At 71.9% G+C, this 17,483-nt stretch carries 14 protein-coding genes; 4 read left to right on the forward strand and 10 right to left on the reverse strand.

Going from position 1 to position 17,483, the window contains the following annotated elements; translation table 11 throughout:
* Window positions 1-176: 176 nt before the first annotated feature.
* Together OG393_RS24285 and OG393_RS24290 are read right to left on the reverse strand one after the other, a co-directional pair.
* On the reverse strand, window positions 177-1,091 hold the full coding sequence (locus tag OG393_RS24285) for a TIGR01777 family oxidoreductase (protein ID WP_327376810.1): 915 nt from the start codon (window positions 1,089-1,091) through the stop codon (window positions 177-179).
* A gap of 77 nt (window positions 1,092-1,168) precedes the next feature.
* Window positions 1,169-1,858 (reverse strand): TetR/AcrR family transcriptional regulator, encoded by a 690-nt coding sequence (locus OG393_RS24290; RefSeq protein WP_327376811.1) that lies wholly within the window; start codon window positions 1,856-1,858, stop codon window positions 1,169-1,171.
* Window positions 1,859-2,011: 153 nt separating this feature from the next.
* Between OG393_RS24290 and OG393_RS24295 the strand changes: the two genes are divergently transcribed.
* On the forward strand, window positions 2,012-2,797 hold the full coding sequence (locus OG393_RS24295; protein WP_327376812.1) for an SDR family NAD(P)-dependent oxidoreductase: 786 nt from the start codon (window positions 2,012-2,014) through the stop codon (window positions 2,795-2,797).
* A 122-nt stretch (window positions 2,798-2,919) separates the two neighbouring features.
* Here OG393_RS24295 and OG393_RS24300 read toward each other — a convergent pair whose 3' ends face one another.
* Entirely contained in the window at window positions 2,920-3,438 is a 519-nt protein-coding gene (locus tag OG393_RS24300) for a DUF4240 domain-containing protein (protein ID WP_327378531.1), read from the reverse strand.
* Between the two features lie 99 nt (window positions 3,439-3,537).
* On the opposite strand from OG393_RS24300, the gene OG393_RS24305 reads away from it, so the two are divergent.
* Window positions 3,538-4,458, forward strand: coding sequence for an SDR family oxidoreductase (locus OG393_RS24305; protein ID WP_327376813.1), 921 nt, complete (start codon window positions 3,538-3,540; stop codon window positions 4,456-4,458).
* Here OG393_RS24305 and OG393_RS24310 read toward each other — a convergent pair.
* The gene (locus OG393_RS24310; RefSeq protein WP_327376814.1) at window positions 4,449-5,411 is read right to left on the reverse strand and encodes a helix-turn-helix transcriptional regulator; all 963 of its coding nucleotides are present in this window, start codon (window positions 5,409-5,411) and stop codon (window positions 4,449-4,451) included. The genes OG393_RS24305 and OG393_RS24310 overlap by 10 nt on opposite strands.
* A gap of 133 nt (window positions 5,412-5,544) precedes the next feature.
* On the opposite strand from OG393_RS24310, the gene OG393_RS24315 reads away from it, so the two are divergent.
* The gene (locus tag OG393_RS24315; RefSeq protein WP_327376815.1) at window positions 5,545-7,077 is read left to right on the forward strand and encodes a sodium-dependent transporter; all 1,533 of its coding nucleotides are present in this window, start codon (window positions 5,545-5,547) and stop codon (window positions 7,075-7,077) included.
* Window positions 7,077-7,214, forward strand: coding sequence for a methionine/alanine import family NSS transporter small subunit (locus OG393_RS24320; protein ID WP_327376816.1), 138 nt, complete (start codon window positions 7,077-7,079; stop codon window positions 7,212-7,214). Before OG393_RS24315 ends, OG393_RS24320 begins: the two co-directional genes overlap by 1 nt.
* Window positions 7,215-7,303: 89 nt before the next feature.
* On the opposite strand, the gene aceE is transcribed toward OG393_RS24320, so the two are convergent.
* From aceE to OG393_RS24350, 6 genes are all read right to left on the reverse strand, one after another.
* The gene (gene aceE, locus OG393_RS24325) at window positions 7,304-10,000 is read right to left on the reverse strand and encodes a pyruvate dehydrogenase (acetyl-transferring), homodimeric type (protein WP_327376817.1); all 2,697 of its coding nucleotides are present in this window, start codon (window positions 9,998-10,000) and stop codon (window positions 7,304-7,306) included.
* A gap of 466 nt (window positions 10,001-10,466) precedes the next feature.
* A complete protein-coding gene (locus tag OG393_RS24330) occupies window positions 10,467-11,090 on the reverse strand; it encodes a GntR family transcriptional regulator (RefSeq protein WP_327376818.1) in 624 nt (207 codons plus the stop codon).
* A 141-nt stretch (window positions 11,091-11,231) separates the two neighbouring features.
* A complete protein-coding gene (gene sucB, locus OG393_RS24335; RefSeq protein ID WP_327376819.1) occupies window positions 11,232-12,956 on the reverse strand; it encodes a 2-oxoglutarate dehydrogenase, E2 component, dihydrolipoamide succinyltransferase in 1,725 nt (574 codons plus the stop codon).
* A gap of 101 nt (window positions 12,957-13,057) precedes the next feature.
* Window positions 13,058-14,446 carry a dihydrolipoyl dehydrogenase gene (lpdA, locus tag OG393_RS24340; RefSeq protein WP_327376820.1) on the reverse strand — a complete coding sequence of 463 codons (1,389 nt, stop codon included), beginning with the start codon at window positions 14,444-14,446 and terminating at the stop codon, window positions 13,058-13,060.
* Between the two features lie 341 nt (window positions 14,447-14,787).
* Window positions 14,788-16,299, reverse strand: a complete 1,512-nt coding sequence (locus tag OG393_RS24345) for a leucyl aminopeptidase (protein WP_327376821.1) — start codon at window positions 16,297-16,299, stop codon at window positions 14,788-14,790.
* A gap of 408 nt (window positions 16,300-16,707) precedes the next feature.
* Entirely contained in the window at window positions 16,708-17,472 is a 765-nt protein-coding gene (locus OG393_RS24350) for an adenosylcobinamide-GDP ribazoletransferase (RefSeq protein WP_327376822.1), read from the reverse strand.
* Window positions 17,473-17,483: the final 11 nt, after the last annotated feature.

Consider the following 17,483-nt stretch of genomic DNA (forward strand, 5'->3'; position numbering starts at 1 on the left):
GGAATGCCCGAGTTCGCATTCAGGGACCGACAAGCCTAGGCAGCGCTCCCACGCCCGCCAGCCGCGCGCGCCGGGGTGCACGCAGCACGTGGTCGCACATGTGTACGCCCCTGTGCTCCCGGGGCGTGCGCCGTTCTCCCCGCCCCGTGATCCGCCGGCCCGCCGCCCCGGCAGGCTCAGACCGCCGCGCGGATCGACTCGTCGATCGTCGGGAACGCGAAGTCGAACCCCGACTCCAGCAGCCGCCGCGGCAGCACCCGCTGACTGCCCAGCACGTCCTGCGCGAAATCCCCGAGGACCCCGCGCAGGACCGGCGCCGGAACCGTGAAGAGCGTCGGGCGGCGCAGCACCCGCCCCATCGCGGCCGTCACCTCGTGGTTGGTGACCGGCTCGGGGGCCGTCAGGTTCACCGGCCCCGCGAGGTCGCCGTCGATCAGATGGCGCAGCGCCGCCACCTCGTCGTGCAGCGAGATGAAGCTCCAGTACTGGCCGCCGTCGCCGAGCCGGCCCCCGATCCCGGCTCGGAAGACGGGGAAGAGCCGTCCCCACGCCCCGCCCTCGCGGGCCACCACCAGCCCGGTGCGGGCGTACGCGACACGGATGCCGGCCTCCTCGGCCGGGGCCGCCGCGGCCTCCCACTCCACGCACACCGACGGCAGGAAACCCGCGCCCGCGGGCGCGCCCTCGTCCACCGCGCGGGAACCGGTGTCGCCGTAGTAGCCGAGCGCCGTGCCGCACACCAGGACCTTCGGCGGTTCGGCGAGCGAGGCGAGCGCCTGGGCGACCGCCGTCGTCCCCAGCACCCGGCTGTCGCGGATCTCCTTCTTGTACGCCTCGGTCCAGCGACGCGCGCCGACACCGGCTCCGGCCAGGTGGACGAAGGCGTCCACGCCGACGAGGCCGGCGGTGTCCACGTACGACCGCCGGGGATCCCACTCGACCTCGTCGGCGGCCCGTGCCGGGCGTCGGACGAGACGGAGGACCTCGTGGCCGTCGGCGCGCAGGGAACGCACCAGGGCCGTGCCGATGAGTCCGGATGCGCCGGTGACGGCCACCCGCGTGCGCGAAGGAGAGCGTTGCATGGGGCCCATCCTGCCCTCCGGTCCGTCGCCGGGACAGCGTGGCGGCCCGCCCGCGCGGCACCCGGCCGGGGGCGCCCGACGGACGCTCAGCGCGCGGGACCGCCCGCGGGGTCCGCTCCCGTGTCCGTCGCGGCGTTCCGGCCGGGCTCCGGGCCAAGCAGTCGCATGCCGCCCATCAGCTCCCGGAGGCACCGCACCGCGAGCCCGGCCGGGGCGCCCTCTCCCCGTACCGGCGCGTCCGTCTCCGCCCAGCTCTCCAGGGCGATCCGGATCGCGTCGGTCGCCGCCGCCGCCGCGAGCCGCACCGCCAGCGGGTCGGCGTCCGGTCCGGCGAGCGCGGCGACGACCTCGCGCAGCCTGTCCTCGGACTCCTGGTTCACCCGGTACCACACCGCCCGGAGCGCCGGGTCCTCGGCGGCGGCCCGCAGCAGGCCGCGCGTGCGGCGCAGGCCCTCGGCGGCCTCCTCGTCCGCCCCCGCGAGTGACTCGGCGACCGACCGTTCCAGCGCGTCGGGCAGGCATTCGCCCGGTGCGGCCGCGGCCAGCCGCTCCCGCCAGCGGTCCGCGCCGCCGGCGAGCAGCGGGGCGACGGCGTCCTGCTTGGAGCGGAAATAGCGGTAGAAGGTGCGCAGGGCGACCCCGGCCCGCTGTGCGATGGCCTCCGCGGTGGTGCCGTCGGGGCCGCGTTCGGTGAAGAGCTCGGCCGCGGCCCGTGCGATGTCGAGCTGGGTCGCGGCCTTGCGGCGCTCGGTCAGGGAGGGGGGCTTGGTGCTCACCGCACGAAGCCTACGCTTTCCTCTGCCAGGCGTGCACGAGATGCAACTATGGCAAATCATGTCACTCAGGCGTACCTTGTCATCGGCGTCGAGAGGCGTCGAGCAGCACCCGGAACGCTCGGGACACCCCGCCGTCGAGAGGTCGGACAGGACATGAACCGCTACGAAGGACGCCGCGCACTGGTCACCGGCGGAGGCTCGGGCATCGGCCAGGCCACCGTCCTGCGGATGCTCTCCGAGGGTGGTCGCGTCGTCGCCGCCGACGTCAGCGAGGCCGGTCTGAAGGACACCGTCGCCAAGGCGGGCGAGCACACCGGCCGTCTCACGGCGCTCGTCCTGGACGTCGCCGACGAGACCTCGGTACGCGAGGGCGTCGCCGCCGCCGTCGCGACGCTCGGCGGCCTGGACGTGCTCGTCAACGCGGCCGGAATCCTCCGCTCCTCACACACCCACGAGACCGGACTCGACCTGTTCGAGCAGGTCGTCCGCGTCAACCTCACCGGCACCTTCCTCGTCATCCGCGAGGCGATACCCGCCCTCCTGGAGGGCGACGGCCCGGCCGTGGTCAACTTCTCGTCCACGTCGGCGGTGTTCGCCCACCCCTACATGTCCGCCTACGCGGCCAGCAAGGGCGGCATCCAGGCCATGACCCACGCCCTCGCCGCGGAGTACGCCCGGCAGGGCATCCGCTTCACCGCCGTCCAGCCCGGCTCCATCTCCTCCGGCATGACCGACGGCACCGGCGCCAGTCGGCAGAGCGTCGGGCCCGGCCTGCCCGAGGACGCCGACCTGTCCCTCTTCATGAAGCTCGCTCCCGCCCTCGGCCAGGGCTTCGCCGGACCCGAGACCGTCGCCGGCGTCGTCGCGATGCTCGCCTCCGAGGACGGCAGGTTCGTCACCGGTACCGAGATCCGCGTCGACGGAGGCACGCACTTCTGACACCGGCGGCCGGTCGCACCGACCACGCCCCACACCGGCCGTGCCACGCACCGGCGGGGGACGGCGACGCTCGCCGGCCCCGGGCGGCTCAGAGCCTGTCGGCCGGGGCCACCCGACAGGCTCTAACCTCCGAAGCGCTCCCACAGCCGGGGGAATCGGGCCGCGAGCACCCCGTCGTCGTCCAGGTCGAAGGAGCTGCCCTCCGGTTCGGCCGGCTGGGCCGGAATCCCCAGGTCCGGTGCCTCCGCTCCGGTGAGCTGCTCATACGCCTCGTCCGCGGCGAACCCCAGCTCCTCGCCGTCCCCGTCGATCTCCTCGTCGAACTCGCCGATCAGCTCCGCCAGCGCGTCCGGATCGTGCATCGCCCCCTCGAAGACCTCCCGGCCCTGGCCGATCAGCCAGCACCGGAAGTAGTCGAAGGCGTCGTCGCTCGCGCCGCCCAGCAGCACGACCGCCGCGCCCCACAGCTCCCAGGAGTACGCCCGGTGGTAGCGGGCCTCGAAGTGTCGCGCGAAGTCGAGCACGGAGTCCGGGTCGAGCCGCAGGAGGCGCTCCACGAGCAGGTCGGCCTGCTCCTCGGGGTCGCCCTCGGCGGCCTCGCGGGTGGAATCGATGATCTCCCAGAACTCCGTCTCGTCCATCACGGACCAAGCATCGACCTTGGACGAGGGCGACGCACCCGGAAACAGCCAAAATGAATCCGGACAGGAGATGCCGTACTTTCCTGCCACGCTCGGTTCATGACGACGCACACCAAGCCGCTCAGCGGCAGGACCGCACTGGTCGCGGGCGCCACACGTGGCGCGGGACGGGGTATCGCCGTGGAGTTGGGCGCGGCGGGCGCCACGGTGTACGTGACCGGGCGCACCACGCGCGAGAAGGTCAGCGAGGTCGGCCGGACGACGGAGACCATCGAGGAGACGGCCGAGCTGGTGACGGCGGCCGGCGGCGAGGGCATCGCCGTGCCCACCGACCATCTGGAGATCGACCAGGTCGAGGCGCTCGTCGCGCGCATCGACAAGGAGCGGGGCCGGCTCGACATCCTCGTCAACGACGTCTGGGGCGGCGAGCACCTGCTCGAGTTCGGCAAGAAGATCTGGCAGACCGACCTGACGGACGGTCTGCGGATGATGGAGCTCGGCGTGCGGACCCACGCCATCACCTCACGCCTGGCGATTCCGCTGCTGATCCGCCATCCCGGAGGACTCGTCGTCGAGGTCACCGACGGCACCAGCGAGTACAACACCCGGTTCCGGGAGAACTTCTTCTACGACCTCACCAAGAACGCCCCGATCCGGATGGCCTTCGCTCTCGCCCACGACCTGAAGGACGTCGGCGGCACCGCCGTCTGCGTCACCCCCGGCTGGTTGCGTTCCGAACAGATGCTGGCAGCCTTCGGCGTGACCGAGGAGAACTGGCGGGACGCGATCGGGAAGGTCCCGGGCTTCGAGGTCGCCGAGTCCCCGGTCTACATCGGCCGCGCCGTCGTCGCCCTCGCCGCCGACCCCGACCGGTCCCGCTGGAACGGCCGGTCCCTGGACAGCGGCCGGCTCGCCAAGGAGTACGGCTTCACGGACGCGGACGGCTCGCAGCCGGACGCCTGGGGCTTCATGCTCGCCAAGGAGCAGGACGAGAACCTGTCGGTGGAGGGCTACCGGTAGAGCTCCGCGAGGGCGCGTGACGCCTCGGCGAAGCGGTCCCGCAGGGCCTCCGGGCCGAGGACCTCCGCCTCCGGGCCGAGGGAGAGCAGTTGACCGAAGGCGACCTCCTCGTCCTCCACGAGGAGCGTCGCCGTGACACGGCCCTCGGAGTCGGTCGAGCCGGCCGCCAGCGCCTCCTCGGCCGCCGCGCGGTCCGTCACGTACGGCAGCCGGCGCGCTCCCGCGGGCGAGAGACGGACGACGACCTCGGCGCGCAGGATCGAGCGGGCGAACTCCGCCGCTCGCTCCGCCCAGAAGGCCGGCAGGTCGAAGCCCTCGTCCCGTACGAAGCGCTCCCCGGTGACGGTGACGGCTGTGAAGCGGTCCACCCGGTACGTACGGAACGACGAGCCGGAACGCGCGCACACGTACCAGACCCCCGCCTTCAGGACGAGTCCGTGCGGGGCGAGGTCGCGCTCCACCTCGCGGTCGCCCCGCCGATACCGGGCGGTGAGGGTCCGGTCCTCCCAGACGGCCTCGGCGATCGGCGGCAGCATCTCCGGCCTCCGGGGCTGCTGGTACCAGCCCGGCGCGTCGAGCAGGAAGCGCCGCGCCGTCGAGTCCGGGGCGTCGCGCAGCGAGGGCAGCAGGGCTGCGGACACCTTCAGCCGGGCCGCCGAGGCCGCGTCCTCCAGGCCCATGTCCCGCAGCGCGTCCGGCAGCCCGGACAGGAACAGCGCCTCGGCCTCGCCGCGCGCCAGACCCGTCAGCCGGGTGCGGTATCCGCCGATCAGCCGGTATCCGCCGGCCCTGCCCCGGTCCGCGTACACCGGAACCCCCGCCTGCGAGAGGGCGAGGGCATCGCGGGTGATGGTCCGTTCCGACACCTCCAGCTCCTCGGCCAGTTCGGCCGCCGTCATCGACGTACGGGACTGGAGCAGCAGGACCATCTTGATCAGCCGGGCGGCGCGCATGGCCGCCATTGTGTCCCGCACCCGCACTCGCCGCCGCCCGGCGCTCCACCGAGCGGGAAGCGTGCCTGCGGGCTAACGTGCCCTCAGGTCAGCTTTGGAGCAGGGACACGCGCGACGACCAAGGACAGCTCATATGACCGCACAGCCTCGCGAGCAGTGGACGACACGAGCCGGATTCCTGATGGCGGCGATCGGCTCCGCCATCGGACTGGGCAACATCTGGAGATTTCCGGCTGTCGCCTACGAGAACGGCGGTGGAGCCTTTCTGCTGCCGTACCTGATCGCTTTGCTCACCGCCGGCATCCCGTTGCTGATCATGGAGTACACGATCGGCCGCAAGTACCGGATGTCACCCCCGGCGGCGCTCCGCCGGATGGCCCGGCCCGCCGAGGTCATCGGCTGGTGGCAGGTGGTGATCTCGTTCGTGATCGCCACCTACTACGCCGTCATCATCGCCTGGGCCGTGCGCTACGTCGGCTTCTCCGTGGGGCAGCAGTGGGGCGACGACCCCGAGGCATTCCTGTTCGGGGACTTCCTTCAGACGGCCGAGTCACCGGGCTTCATCTCGACCTACGTTCCGGGGGTGGTCTGGCCCCTGATCGCCGTCTGGGTCGTCGTGCTCGTCATCCTGGCGTTCGGTATCCGACGCGGTGTCGAGCGCGCCAACAGGGTGTTCATCCCGCTGCTCGTCGTCTTCTTCGTGGGCCTGGTGATCCGGGCCCTCACCCTGGACGGCGCCTCCGCCGGGCTGGACGCCCTCTTCTCACCCGACTGGTCGGAACTGTCGAACGGCAGTGTCTGGGTCGCCGCGTACGGGCAGATCTTCTTCTCGCTGTCGATCGGCTTCGGCATCATGGTGACCTACGCGTCGTACCTCGGGCGCAGGGCGGACATCAGCGGCTCCGCGATGGTGGCGGGCTTCGCCAACAGCTCCTTCGAGATCCTCGCGGGCATCGGTGTCTTCGCGACGCTCGGCTATCTGGCCACGGCCTCGGGAGTCGCGGTGGACGAGGTCGCGAGCGCGGGCCTCGGGCTGGCGTTCGTCGCGTTCCCGGCCGTCATCTCCGAGATGCCCCTGGGCGGCCTGTTCGGCGTCCTCTTCTTCTGCTCCCTGGTGGTCGCGGGACTCTCGTCGCTGATCTCCATCGTCCAGGTCGTCGTCTCCGCGGTGCAGGACCGGACCGGCATGCGACGGCTTCCCGCCGTCTTCGGTATCGGAGGACTGGTGGCGATCGTCTCGATCCTGCTGTTCCCGACCGACGACGGGGTGTTCCTGCTGGACGCCTCCGACCACTTCATCAACGCCTACGGCATCGCCCTCGCGGCCCTGGTCGCCCTCGTCGTCATCGTCTGGCTGCTGCGCAAGCTGCCCGAACTGCAGCGGAACGCGGACGCCACCTCGGCGATTGCCCTCGGGCACTGGTGGCGGATCTGCCTCGGCGTCATCACCCCGCTGGTGCTCGGCTGGATGATGGTCGACAGCCTCCGCAACGAGTTCGACGAGAACTACGAGGGGTACTCGACCACCTTCCTGCTCACCGCCGGGTGGGGGGTCGCGATCGGCGCACTGCTCATCGGCATCGTCCTCGCCCTGATTCCCTGGAAGGCGGGCGGAGAGGACATCGACCTCGATATGGAGGCACCGGTGGAAAGGAAGGAGCCCTGATGTCGGCAGGCGCCATCGTCATGATGATCATCGCCATCACCATCGTGTGGGGCGGGTTGATCGCGGCCATCATCCGGCTGCGACGGCACGCCCCCGAGCCGGAGCCCGCGCCGCCGGGGGTGACACCGGCCGAGTGAGGCCGGACGAACCCCCACGGGGGCGGACCCGCCGTCATGGCGGGTCCGCCCCCGTGGGAGGTACGGGACCGGTGCCGGTCCCCGGGGCCCTACAGGCCGTAGCGCTCGCGCGCCTCCTTCACGGCCGAGGCCGGGACCTCGCCGCGGCGGGCGAGCTGCGCCAGGGCCGCGACCACGATCGACTCGGCGTCGACGCCGAAGTGACGGCGCGCCGCGTCCCGGGTGTCCGACAGGCCGAAGCCGTCCGCGCCGAGCGAGGAGTAGTCCTGCTCGACCCACTGCGCGATCTGGTCCGGCACCTGGCGCATGTAGTCGGAGACGGCCAGGACCGGGGAGTCCACACCCTCCAGTGCCGTGCGGAGGTACGGCACCTTCTCCTCGCCACGCAGCAGCGCAGCGTCGGCTTCCAGGGCGTCGCGCCGCAGCTCCGTCCAGGAGGTCGCGGACCACACGTCGGCGCCCACACCCCACTCCTCGGAGAGCAGCCGCTGCGCCCGCAGCGCCCAGTGGATGGCCGTGCCGGAGCCGAGCAGCTGGATGCGGGGGGCGTTCGCGGGCAGCGTCAGACCCGCCGACTCCGCTGTGTTGAAGCGGTACAGACCCTTGACGATGCCCTCGTCCACACCGGACGGCTTGGCCGGCTGCGGCATCGGCTCGTTGTAGACGGTGAGGTAGTAGAAGACGTCCTGGTCCTCGCCCTCCGCCGCCTCGCCGTACATCCGGCGCAGGCCCTCCTTGACGATGGCCGCGACCTCGTAGGCGAACGCCGGGTCGTACGTCAGGGCTGCCGGGTTGGTCGCCGCGATCACCGGGGAGTGGCCGTCGGCGTGCTGGAGGCCCTCGCCCGTCAGCGTCGTGCGACCCGCGGTGGCACCGACCAGGAAACCTCGGCCCAGCTGGTCGCCGAGCTGCCACATCTGGTCGGCGGTGCGCTGCCAGCCGAACATCGAGTAGAAGATGTAGAAGGGGATCATCGCCTCGCCGTGCGTCGCGTACGACGACGACGCGGCGATGAAGTCGGCCATCGAGCCGGCCTCGGTGATCCCCTCGTTGAGGATCTGGCCGTTGACGGCCTCCTTGTAGTACATCAGCTGGTCGCGGTCGACCGGCTCGTACGTCTGTCCCTTCGGCGAGTAGATGCCGAGCGACGGGAACAGCGACTCCATGCCGAAGGTCCGGGCCTCGTCCGGAACGATCGGGACCCAGCGCTTGCCGGTCTCCTTGTCGCGGACCAGGTCCTTGACCAGCCGGACGAAGGCCATCGTGGTCGCCACCGACTGCGCGCCGGAGCCCTTGTCGAATGCCGTGAACGCCTTGTCGGCCGGGGCCGGCAGCGGGGCGAGCGCGTGGGTGCGGCGGGCGGGGGCCGGGCCGCCGAGGGCCGCGCGGCGCTCCTGGAGGTAGCGGACCTCGGGGGAGTCGGCGCCGGGGTGGCCGTACGGCACCACGCCGTCGACGAACCGCGCGTCGGGGATCGGCAGGCCGAGCAGGTCGCGCATGTCCTTGAACTCGTCCACCGAGAGCTTCTTCATCTGGTGGTTCGCGTTCTTGGAGGCGAAGCCCTCGCCGAGGGTGAAGCCCTTCACGGTCTGCGCGAGGATCACCGTCGGCGCGCCCCTGAACTCCAGGGCGGCCTTGTACGCGGCGTACACCTTGCGGGGCTCGTGGCCGCCGCGGGACAGGTGGAAGCACTCCAGGATCTTGTCGTCGCTCAGCAGCCGTGCCATCGCGACGAGCGCCGGGTCGGAGCCGAAGAAGTCCTGGCGGATGTAGGCGGCGTCGCGGGTCTGGTACGTCTGGACCTGGGCGTCCGGGACCTCACGCAGGCGGCGGACGAGGGCGCCGGTGGTGTCGAGCCGGAAGAGCTCGTCCCAGGCGTTGCCCCACAGCGACTTCACGACGTTCCAGCCGGCGCCGCGGAACTGGGCCTCCAGCTCCTGCACGATCTTGAAGTTGGCGCGGACCGGGCCGTCCAGGCGCTGAAGGTTGCAGTTGATGACGAAGGTCAGGTTGTCCAGACCCTCGCGGGCCGCCAGCGCGAGGGCGGCGGTCGACTCGGGCTCGTCCATCTCGCCGTCACCCAGGAACGCCCACACGTGCGAGGCGGAGACGTCCTTGATGGCGCGGTTGGTCAGGTAGCGGTTGAAGCGCGCCTGGTAGATCGCGGAGAGCGGGCCCAGCCCCATGGAGACGGTCGGGAACTCCCACAACCAGGGCAGCCGGCGCGGGTGCGGGTAGGAGGGGAGGCCCTTGCCGCCCGACTCCTGCCGGAAGTTGTCGAGGTGTTCCTCGGTGAGGCGCCCGTCGAGGAAGGCGCGGGCGTAGATGCCGGGGGAGGCGTGTCCCTGGATGTAGAGCTGGTCGCCGGAGCCGTCCCCCTCCTTGCCCTTGAAGAAGTGGTTGAAGCCGGTCTCGTAGAGCCAGGCGGCGGAGGCGAAGGTGGCGATGTGTCCGCCGACCCCGTGCTTGGCGCCCCGGGAGACCATCGCGGCCGCGTTCCAGCGGTTCCAGGCGGTGATCTTCCGCTCCATCTCCTCGTCGCCGTCGACGACGGGCTCCGCGGAGGTGGGGATGGTGTTGACGTAGTCCGTCTCCAGCAGCTTGGGCAGCGCCAGGCCGGCGCCCTCCGCGTGCTGGAGCGTGCGGCGCATCAGGTAGGCGGCCCGATGAGGGCCGGCGGCCTCGGTGACGGCGTCCAGGGAGGCCGCCCACTCGGCGGTCTCCTCGGTGTCACGGTCCGGGAGCTGGTCGAGCTCGCTCGGAATCTTGCCTACGGGACCGGTCATGATCGCCGCCTTCCGGACAGGTGGGGGTGGAGAAGGGGTGCCGTGTCCGGCAGGACAGGGCGAAGGGCCGGGGTGCGGCCCGCCGAAGACTGTATGTCGCCGATCGATGATCGATCAAAGGGTTGAAGGGGAAAACCCCTTCGAATCGAGAAAGTCGGCACAGGGTGCCGCGAAAGAGGGCACCCGGTGCCTCGTTTTCGCAGGTGAGGAGCCGGATGAGAAGGTGCGCGCACGAATGAGCGAGGCCCCGTCGGGGCGGGGCCTCAGGCGTCACGGGCCAGGAGGGACTCTCGCGACACGCTGAGAGCCTGTCGGGTGGCCTCTGGTCGGGCGGTCACGCCCTGGCACGCGCGCTGCCGGTGTTGCCGGATGCCCCGGTAGCTCCGCCGCAGCGGCATCCCGGCGCCGTGGAATCGCGCGCACCAGGCCGCGTCCGCCTGTCGATCGAAGATCACCCGACAGGCTCTTAGGCGCGCGGGGCGCAGCCCAGGACGTGGGCCTTGACGAGCGAGCCGATGTCCGGGTCGCCGCGTCGGAATGCCTCCACGAGCTCCTGGTGTTCCTCGGCGTAGGACTTCTGGACCGTGCCAAGCCAGCGGATCGACAGTGCCGTGAAGACCTCGATGCCCAGGCCCTCCCAGGTGTGCAGTAGCACGCTGTTCCCGGCCGCCTTCACCAGCTCGCGGTGGAAGGCCACCGTGTGCCGCACCTGCGCCGTCCCGTCCGCCGTACGGTCGGCCTCGTACAGCGCCGTCACGTGCGGTTCCAGCGTCGAGCAGTCGGCCGCGAGCCGCCCGGCGGCCAGCTCGGCCGCGATCTGCTCCAGCCCGGCCCGGACGGGGTAGCTCTCCTCCAGGTCGGCGGCGGTGAGGTTCCGCACCCGCACGCCCTTGTTGGGCGCCGACTCGATCAGCCGCAGCGACTCCAGCTCGCGCAGGGCCTCCCGGACCGGTGTCTGGCTGACCTCCAGCTCGGTGGCGATCCGCCGCTCCACGATCCGCTCCCCCGGCTTCCAGCGCCCGCTGACGATGCCCTCCACGATGTGCTCGCGGATCTGCTCGCGGAGCGAGTGGACGACAGGGATGGTCATGGAGCAGCTCCTTAGGGAGGGCGTTGACCTTTAGACAATACGGCGGCGCCCCCGTCCGGAAACACTGCCGGACGGGGGCGCCGCTGGTGAGGCTTGTTACAGCTCGGTAGCTTGCGCTTCCGGGCCGCGGGCCTCAAGGTCTCACAGCCCGAGCTCGACCTCGAACTCGCCGGCCTCGAGAATCGCCTTCACCGCGGTGAGGTAGCGGGCGGCGTCGGCGCCGTCCACCAGACGGTGGTCGTAGGACAGCGTCAGGTAGGTCATGTCACGGACGCCGATCACGGTGCCCTCGGCGGTCTCGATGACGGCCGGGCGCTTCACCGTCGCGCCGATGCCCAGGATGGCGACCTGGTTCGGCGGAACGATGATCGTGTCGAACAGCGCACCGCGCGAGCCGGTGTTGCTGATCGTGAAGGTCGCGCCGGACAGCTCGTCCGGAGTGATCTTCCCGGCGCGGACCTTGCCCGCGAGGTCGGCGGTGGCCTTGGAGATACCGGCGATGTTCAGGTCGCCCGCACCCTTGATGACCGGGGTCATCAGACCCTTCTCGGAGTCCACGGCGATGCCGATGTTCTCCGAGTCGAAGTACGAGACGGTGCCCTCGCCCTCGTTGATCCGGGCGTTGATGACCGGGTGGGCCTTCAGCGCCTGGGCCGCCGCCTTCACGAAGAACGGCATCGGGGACAGCTTGACGCCCTCGCGGGCGGCGAAGGACGCCTTCGCCTGCTCGCGCAGCTTCATCAGCTTGGTGATGTCGACCTCGACGACCGAGGACAGCTGGGCCTGGCCGTGCAGCGCCTTCATCATGTTGTCGCCGATGACCTTGCGCATGCGCGTCATCTTGACGGTCTGACCGCGCAGCGGGGACGCCTCGAGGGTCGGGGCCTTCGACGCGGCCGGAGCGGCGGCGGGGGCCGGGGCGGCCTTCTTGGCCTCGGCGGCGGCGAGCACGTCCTGCTTGCGGATACGGCCACCGACGCCGCTGCCCTTGACGGCCGTCAGGTCGACACCGTTCTCGGTGGCGAGCTTGCGGACCAGCGGGGTCACGTAGGCGCCGTCGTCCGCCGGCTCGGAGACCTGCGGGGCCGGGGTGGCGGCGGGGGCCGGAGCCACCGGGGCGGGGGCCGCGGGGACCGGAGCCGGAGCGGCAGGGGCCGGGGCAGGGGCCGGGGCAGGCGCCGCAGCAGCAGCAGCAGCGGGGGCCGGGGCGGCGGCGGGGGCCGGGGCGGGGGCCGGGGCGGCACCCGCGGCACCGATGACGGCCAGCTTGGCGCCGACCTCGGCGGTCTCGTCCTCGGCGACGACGATCTCCAGCAGGACACCCGACGCGGGGGCGGGGATCTCGGTGTCGACCTTGTCGGTCGATACCTCGAGCAGCGGCTCGTCGGCCTCGACGGTCTCGCCGACCGACTTGAGCCAGCGGGTGACGGTGCCCTCGGTGACCGACTCGCCCAGCGCGGGCAGCACGACGTCGGTGCCGGAGGCGCCACCGGCCGGAGCGGCGGCGGGCGCCTCGGCCGCGGGGGCCGGGGCGGGAGCGGCCGGAGTCTCGGCGGCCGGAGCGGCCGGAGCCTCCGGAGCGGGGGCGGCGGCGGGCTCGGCGGCCGGGGCGGCGGCGGGCGCGCCCGAGCCGTCGTCGATGATCGCCAGCTCGGCGCCGACCTCGACGGTCTCGTCCTCGGCGACCTTGATGGAGGCCAGGACACCCGACGCGGGGGCGGGGATCTCGGTGTCGACCTTGTCGGTCGATACCTCGAGCAGCGGCTCGTCGGCCTCGACGCGCTCGCCCTCGGCCTTGAGCCAGCGGGTGACGGTGCCCTCGGTGACGCTCTCGCCGAGCGCCGGCAGGGTTACGGAAACCGACATGGTTTCAGTTGCTCCTAACGGTGGAGTCTCCCCGGCTCGCGCGGAGCGTCGAGCGAGGGGAAGTGCGGAATGTGGTCGTCGCGCCCGTGTGAGCTGGTGCGTCAGTCGTGGGAGTGGAGAGGCTTGCCCGCGAGGGCCAGGTGAGCCTCGCCGAGTGCCTCGTTCTGCGTCGGGTGGGCGTGGATGAGCTGCGCGACCTCGGACGGCAGCGCCTCCCAGTTGTAGATCAGCTGCGCTTCGCCGACCTGCTCGCCCATACGGTCACCGACCATGTGGACGCCGACCACGGCACCGTCCTTGACCTGGACGAGCTTGATCTCGCCCGCGGTCTTGAGGATCTTGCTCTTGCCGTTGCCCGCGAGGTTGTACTTGAGGGCGACGACCTTGTCCGCGCCGTAGATCTCCTTGGCCTTGGCCTCGGTGATGCCGACGGAGGCGACCTCGGGGTGGCAGTACGTCACCCGCGGAACGCCTTCGTAGTCGATCGGTACGGTCCGCAGACCGGCCAGCCGCTCCGCCACCAGGATGCCCTCGGCGAAGCCGACGTGCGCGAGCTGGAGGGTCGGGACGAGGTCGCCCACGGCCGAGATCGTCGGCACGTTGGTGCGCATGTACTCGTCGACGACGACGTGGCCGCGTTCCATCGCGACGCCCTGCTCCTCGTAGCCCAGGCCGGCCGAGACCGGGCCGCGGCCGATCGCGACCAGCAGGACCTCCGCCTCGAAGGTCTTGCCGTCGGCCAGGGTCACCTTGACGCCGCTGTCGGTGTACTCGGCGGACTGGAAGAACGTACCGAGGTTGAATTTGATGCCGCGCTTGCGGAAGGCGCGCTCAAGAAGCTTGGAGCTGTTCTCGTCCTCGGCCGGGACCAGGTGCTTCAGGCCCTCGACGACCGTGACCTCGGTGCCGAAGGACTTCCACGCGGACGCGAACTCGACGCCGATGACACCGCCGCCGAGGATGATCGCGGACTCGGGGACGCGGTCGAGCGTCAGCGCGTGGTCCGAGGAGATGATCCGGTTGCCGTCGATCTCCAGGCCGGGCAGCGACTTCGGTACGGAGCCGGTGGCCAGGAGGATGTGACGCCCCTCGACGCGACGGCCGTCCACGTCCACTGAGGTCGGGGAGGAGAGGCGGCCGTGACCCTCGATGTAGGTCACCTTGCGGGAGGCGACCAGACCCTGCAGGCCCTTGTACAGGCCCGAGATCACGTCGTCCTTGTACTTGTGCACGGCCTTGATGTCGATGCCCTCGAAGGATGCCTTGACACCGAACTGCTCCGCCTCGCGCGCCTGGTCGGCGACCTCTCCGGCGTGCAGCAGGGCCTTCGTGGGGATGCAGCCGTTGTGCAGGCAGGTGCCGCCGAGCTTGCTCTTCTCGATCAGTGCGACGTCCAGGCCCAGCTGCGCTCCGCGCAGCGCCGCGGCATAACCGCCGCTACCGCCGCCGAGGATCACTAGGTCGAAAACGGTGCTGGCGTCGTTCGCCACGTCACGTCCTCCATGCATGTGCGCCGGTCGCCGGTCTCCGATGACCGGGCGGCGGCTGGTGTTCGGCCGCTTGTATGTCGGCCCTGTGGTGGGGGCCCTGTCCTGCCGGGAACCCATCTTCGCACTTGTTGACGGAAGGCGGGACGCGGGGCCGGTGTGTGAGACCGGGTGATCATCCGTACGCGCGGGTCACCGGGGTGGCGGAACGTACGGATTTCGTCCCGGGCGTACGTCCGCGCGCCGGAAACGGTGCCCGCCCCGGAGACACACGGCTCCGGCGCGGGAGACGCGGACGGCCCCGGGAAAAGGCTCCCGGGGCCGTGCCGTCGGCGGCCGGCCGGTCAGACCGTGCCGTCGGCGGTGCGCTCGGCCAGCTTCACCAGCGTGCGGACCGCGGAGCCGGTGCCGCCCTTGGGGGTGTAGCCGTACGGCGCGCCCTCGTGGAAGGCCGGGCCCGCGATGTCGAGGTGAGCCCAGGTGATGCCCTCGCCGACGAACTCCTGCAGGAACAGGCCGGCGACCAGGCCGCCGCCCATCCGCTCGCCCATGTTGGCGATGTCGGCGGTCGGGGAGTCCATGCCCTTGCGCAGGTCGGCGGGCAGCGGCATCGGCCAGGACTGCTCGCCGACCTCCTCGGCGATCTCGTGGATCGCGGTCCGGTAGTCGTCGTCGTTGGCCATGATGCCGAAGGTGCGGTTGCCCAGGGCCAGGACCATGGCTCCCGTCAGGGTCGCCACGTCGATGATCGCGTCCGGGTGCTCCTCGGAGGCCCGGGTCAGCGCGTCGGCCAGGACGAGCCGGCCCTCGGCGTCGGTGTTGAGCACCTCCACCGTCTTGCCGCTGTACATGCGCAGCACGTCACCGGGGCGGGTGGCCGAGCCCGACGGCATGTTCTCGGCCAGCGCCAGCCAGCCGGTGACGTTGACGGCGACGCCGATGCGGGCGGCGGCGACGACCGCGGCGAACACGGCGGCGGCGCCGCTCATGTCGCACTTCATCGTCTCGTTGTGACCGGCCGGCTTCAGGGAGATGCCGCCCGAGTCGTAGGTGATGCCCTTGCCGACCAGAGCGAGCGTCTTCTCCGCCTCCGGGTGGGTGTAGGCGATCCGGACCAGGCGCGGCGGGTTCTCGGAACCGACGCCGACGCCGAGGATGCCGCCGTACCCGCCCTTGGCCAGCGCTTTCTCGTCCAGGATCTGGACCTTGAGGCCGTGCTCCTTGCCCGCGGCCTGCGCCTCGGCGGCGAAGGCGGCCGGGGTCAGGTCGTTCGGCGGCATGTTGATCAGGTCGCGGGCGCGCTTGATCTCCTCGGTCAGCGCCTGGGCCCGCTCGGCGGCGGCCTTGTGGGCTTTGTCGCGCGGCTTGGCGCCGAGGAGGGCGACCTCGGCGAGCGGCTTGCGCGCCTCGCCGTTCTTGGCGTCCTGGTAGGCGGTGTAGGCGTAGGCGCCGAGCAGCGCGCCCTCCGCGACCGCCCCGGCGTCCTCGGCGGTGGCGATCGGCAGCGCGAACGCGGCCTTCTTCGAACCGGCCAGGGCGCGCGCGGCGGTACCGGCGGCGCGGCGCACGGTCTCGGTGTCGAAGCCCTCGCCGTCCTCGGGGGCGGTGCCCAGGCCGACGGCCAGGACGACGGGGGCCTTCAGGCCGGCGGGGGCGGGCAGCTTGGTCGCCTCACCCTCGGCACCCGACGCACCGAGGGTCTCGAGGACGGCGGCGAGCTTTCCGTCGAACGCCTGGTCCACGGCCTCGGCGCCCGGGGCGACGACCAGGGCCTTGCCGGACTTGGCGACGCCGACGACGAGGATGTCGGCGCGCAGCGTCGCCGCACCGGCGGTGCTGAGAGTGAGAGCAGTCACGGTGGTGAAATCTCGCTTCCATTGAGTTCTGTGGCGGTCGAGGGATGGGCCGACCGTGCCCGCCGCATAGTATTTCGGCCCGGAGAGCGCCGAGAACGAGCCTACGCTCGCTGTTCGCGTCCGCTCACGGCGACGGTGACGCGCTCGTCCGAGGTGTCTCCTCCACGTGTACCGCCGGGGCGGTGCCCGGGCCAAGGCCCGGGGCGTGATGCCGTCGCGCGAGGGGTGCCGCGGCGCGGGGCCCGCCGGGCCGGCGGCGCGGGCCTCTCACGAGGGGGTCCTCGCCCCCCGGGGAGGATGCCCCGGTCCTCTCGCCGTGGCCGGTGCCCCTTCTTCCGGTGGCGGTGCGGTCCGAGGCCGCCGGGACCGTGCCGGGGCCCGGCGACAATGGCGTGAAAGCGGCGGCCGTCAGCCCAGCGTCAGCGCGACCAGCACCGCGGTCGCCGCCGTCTCCTCCACCGCCCCGAACACGTCGCCCGTCACTCCGCCGAACCTCCGCACACACCGGCGCAGCAGCAGCGCAGCCGCGCCGAGGCCCGCTCCCGCGGCCAGCACGTACCGGACGGCGTCATACGGGGAGAACAGCGCGCCCGCCGCCGCGCACAGCAGCAGGACCAGGCCGGTGACCAGCGTCGCGGCACGCGCCGGGACGGTCGAGGCGACGATCGCGCCGAGCCCTTCCGGGCGGGCCGCCGGGACACCGGCGCGGGAGGCGTGGGTGAGCGCGAGACGGGCGACGGTGGCGGCGAGGGCGGCGGCGACCGTGCCGGGCGCCCAGCCCTCGCCGTACAGCCGGGAGAGGGCCGCGACCTGGGCGAGCAGTGTGAGGAGCAGCACGACGACGCCGAACGGTCCGATGTCGGACCGCTTCATGATCCGCAGGGCGTCCTCCGCGGGCTTCGCGCTGCCGAGCCCGTCCGCGGTGTCCGCCAGACCGTCCAGGTGCAGACCGCGGGTCAGCAGCGCCGGTACGGCGGTGGTGATCACGGCCGCGAGGAGCGGGCCCGCGCCGAGCAGCAGGAACACGCCGCCGAGCGCGGCCGAGAGGAGACCGACGACCAGGCCGGCCAGCGGGGCCCACAGCATGCCGGAGCGTGCCGCGTCCCGGTCCCAGCGGGTGATGCGGGCGGGAAGCACCGTGAGGGTGCCGAAGGCGAAACGCAGGCCGTCCATCGGGGCAGCGT

This window comes from Streptomyces sp. NBC_01216, from assembly GCF_035994945.1.
Taxonomy (GTDB): Bacteria; Actinomycetota; Actinomycetes; order Streptomycetales; family Streptomycetaceae; genus Streptomyces.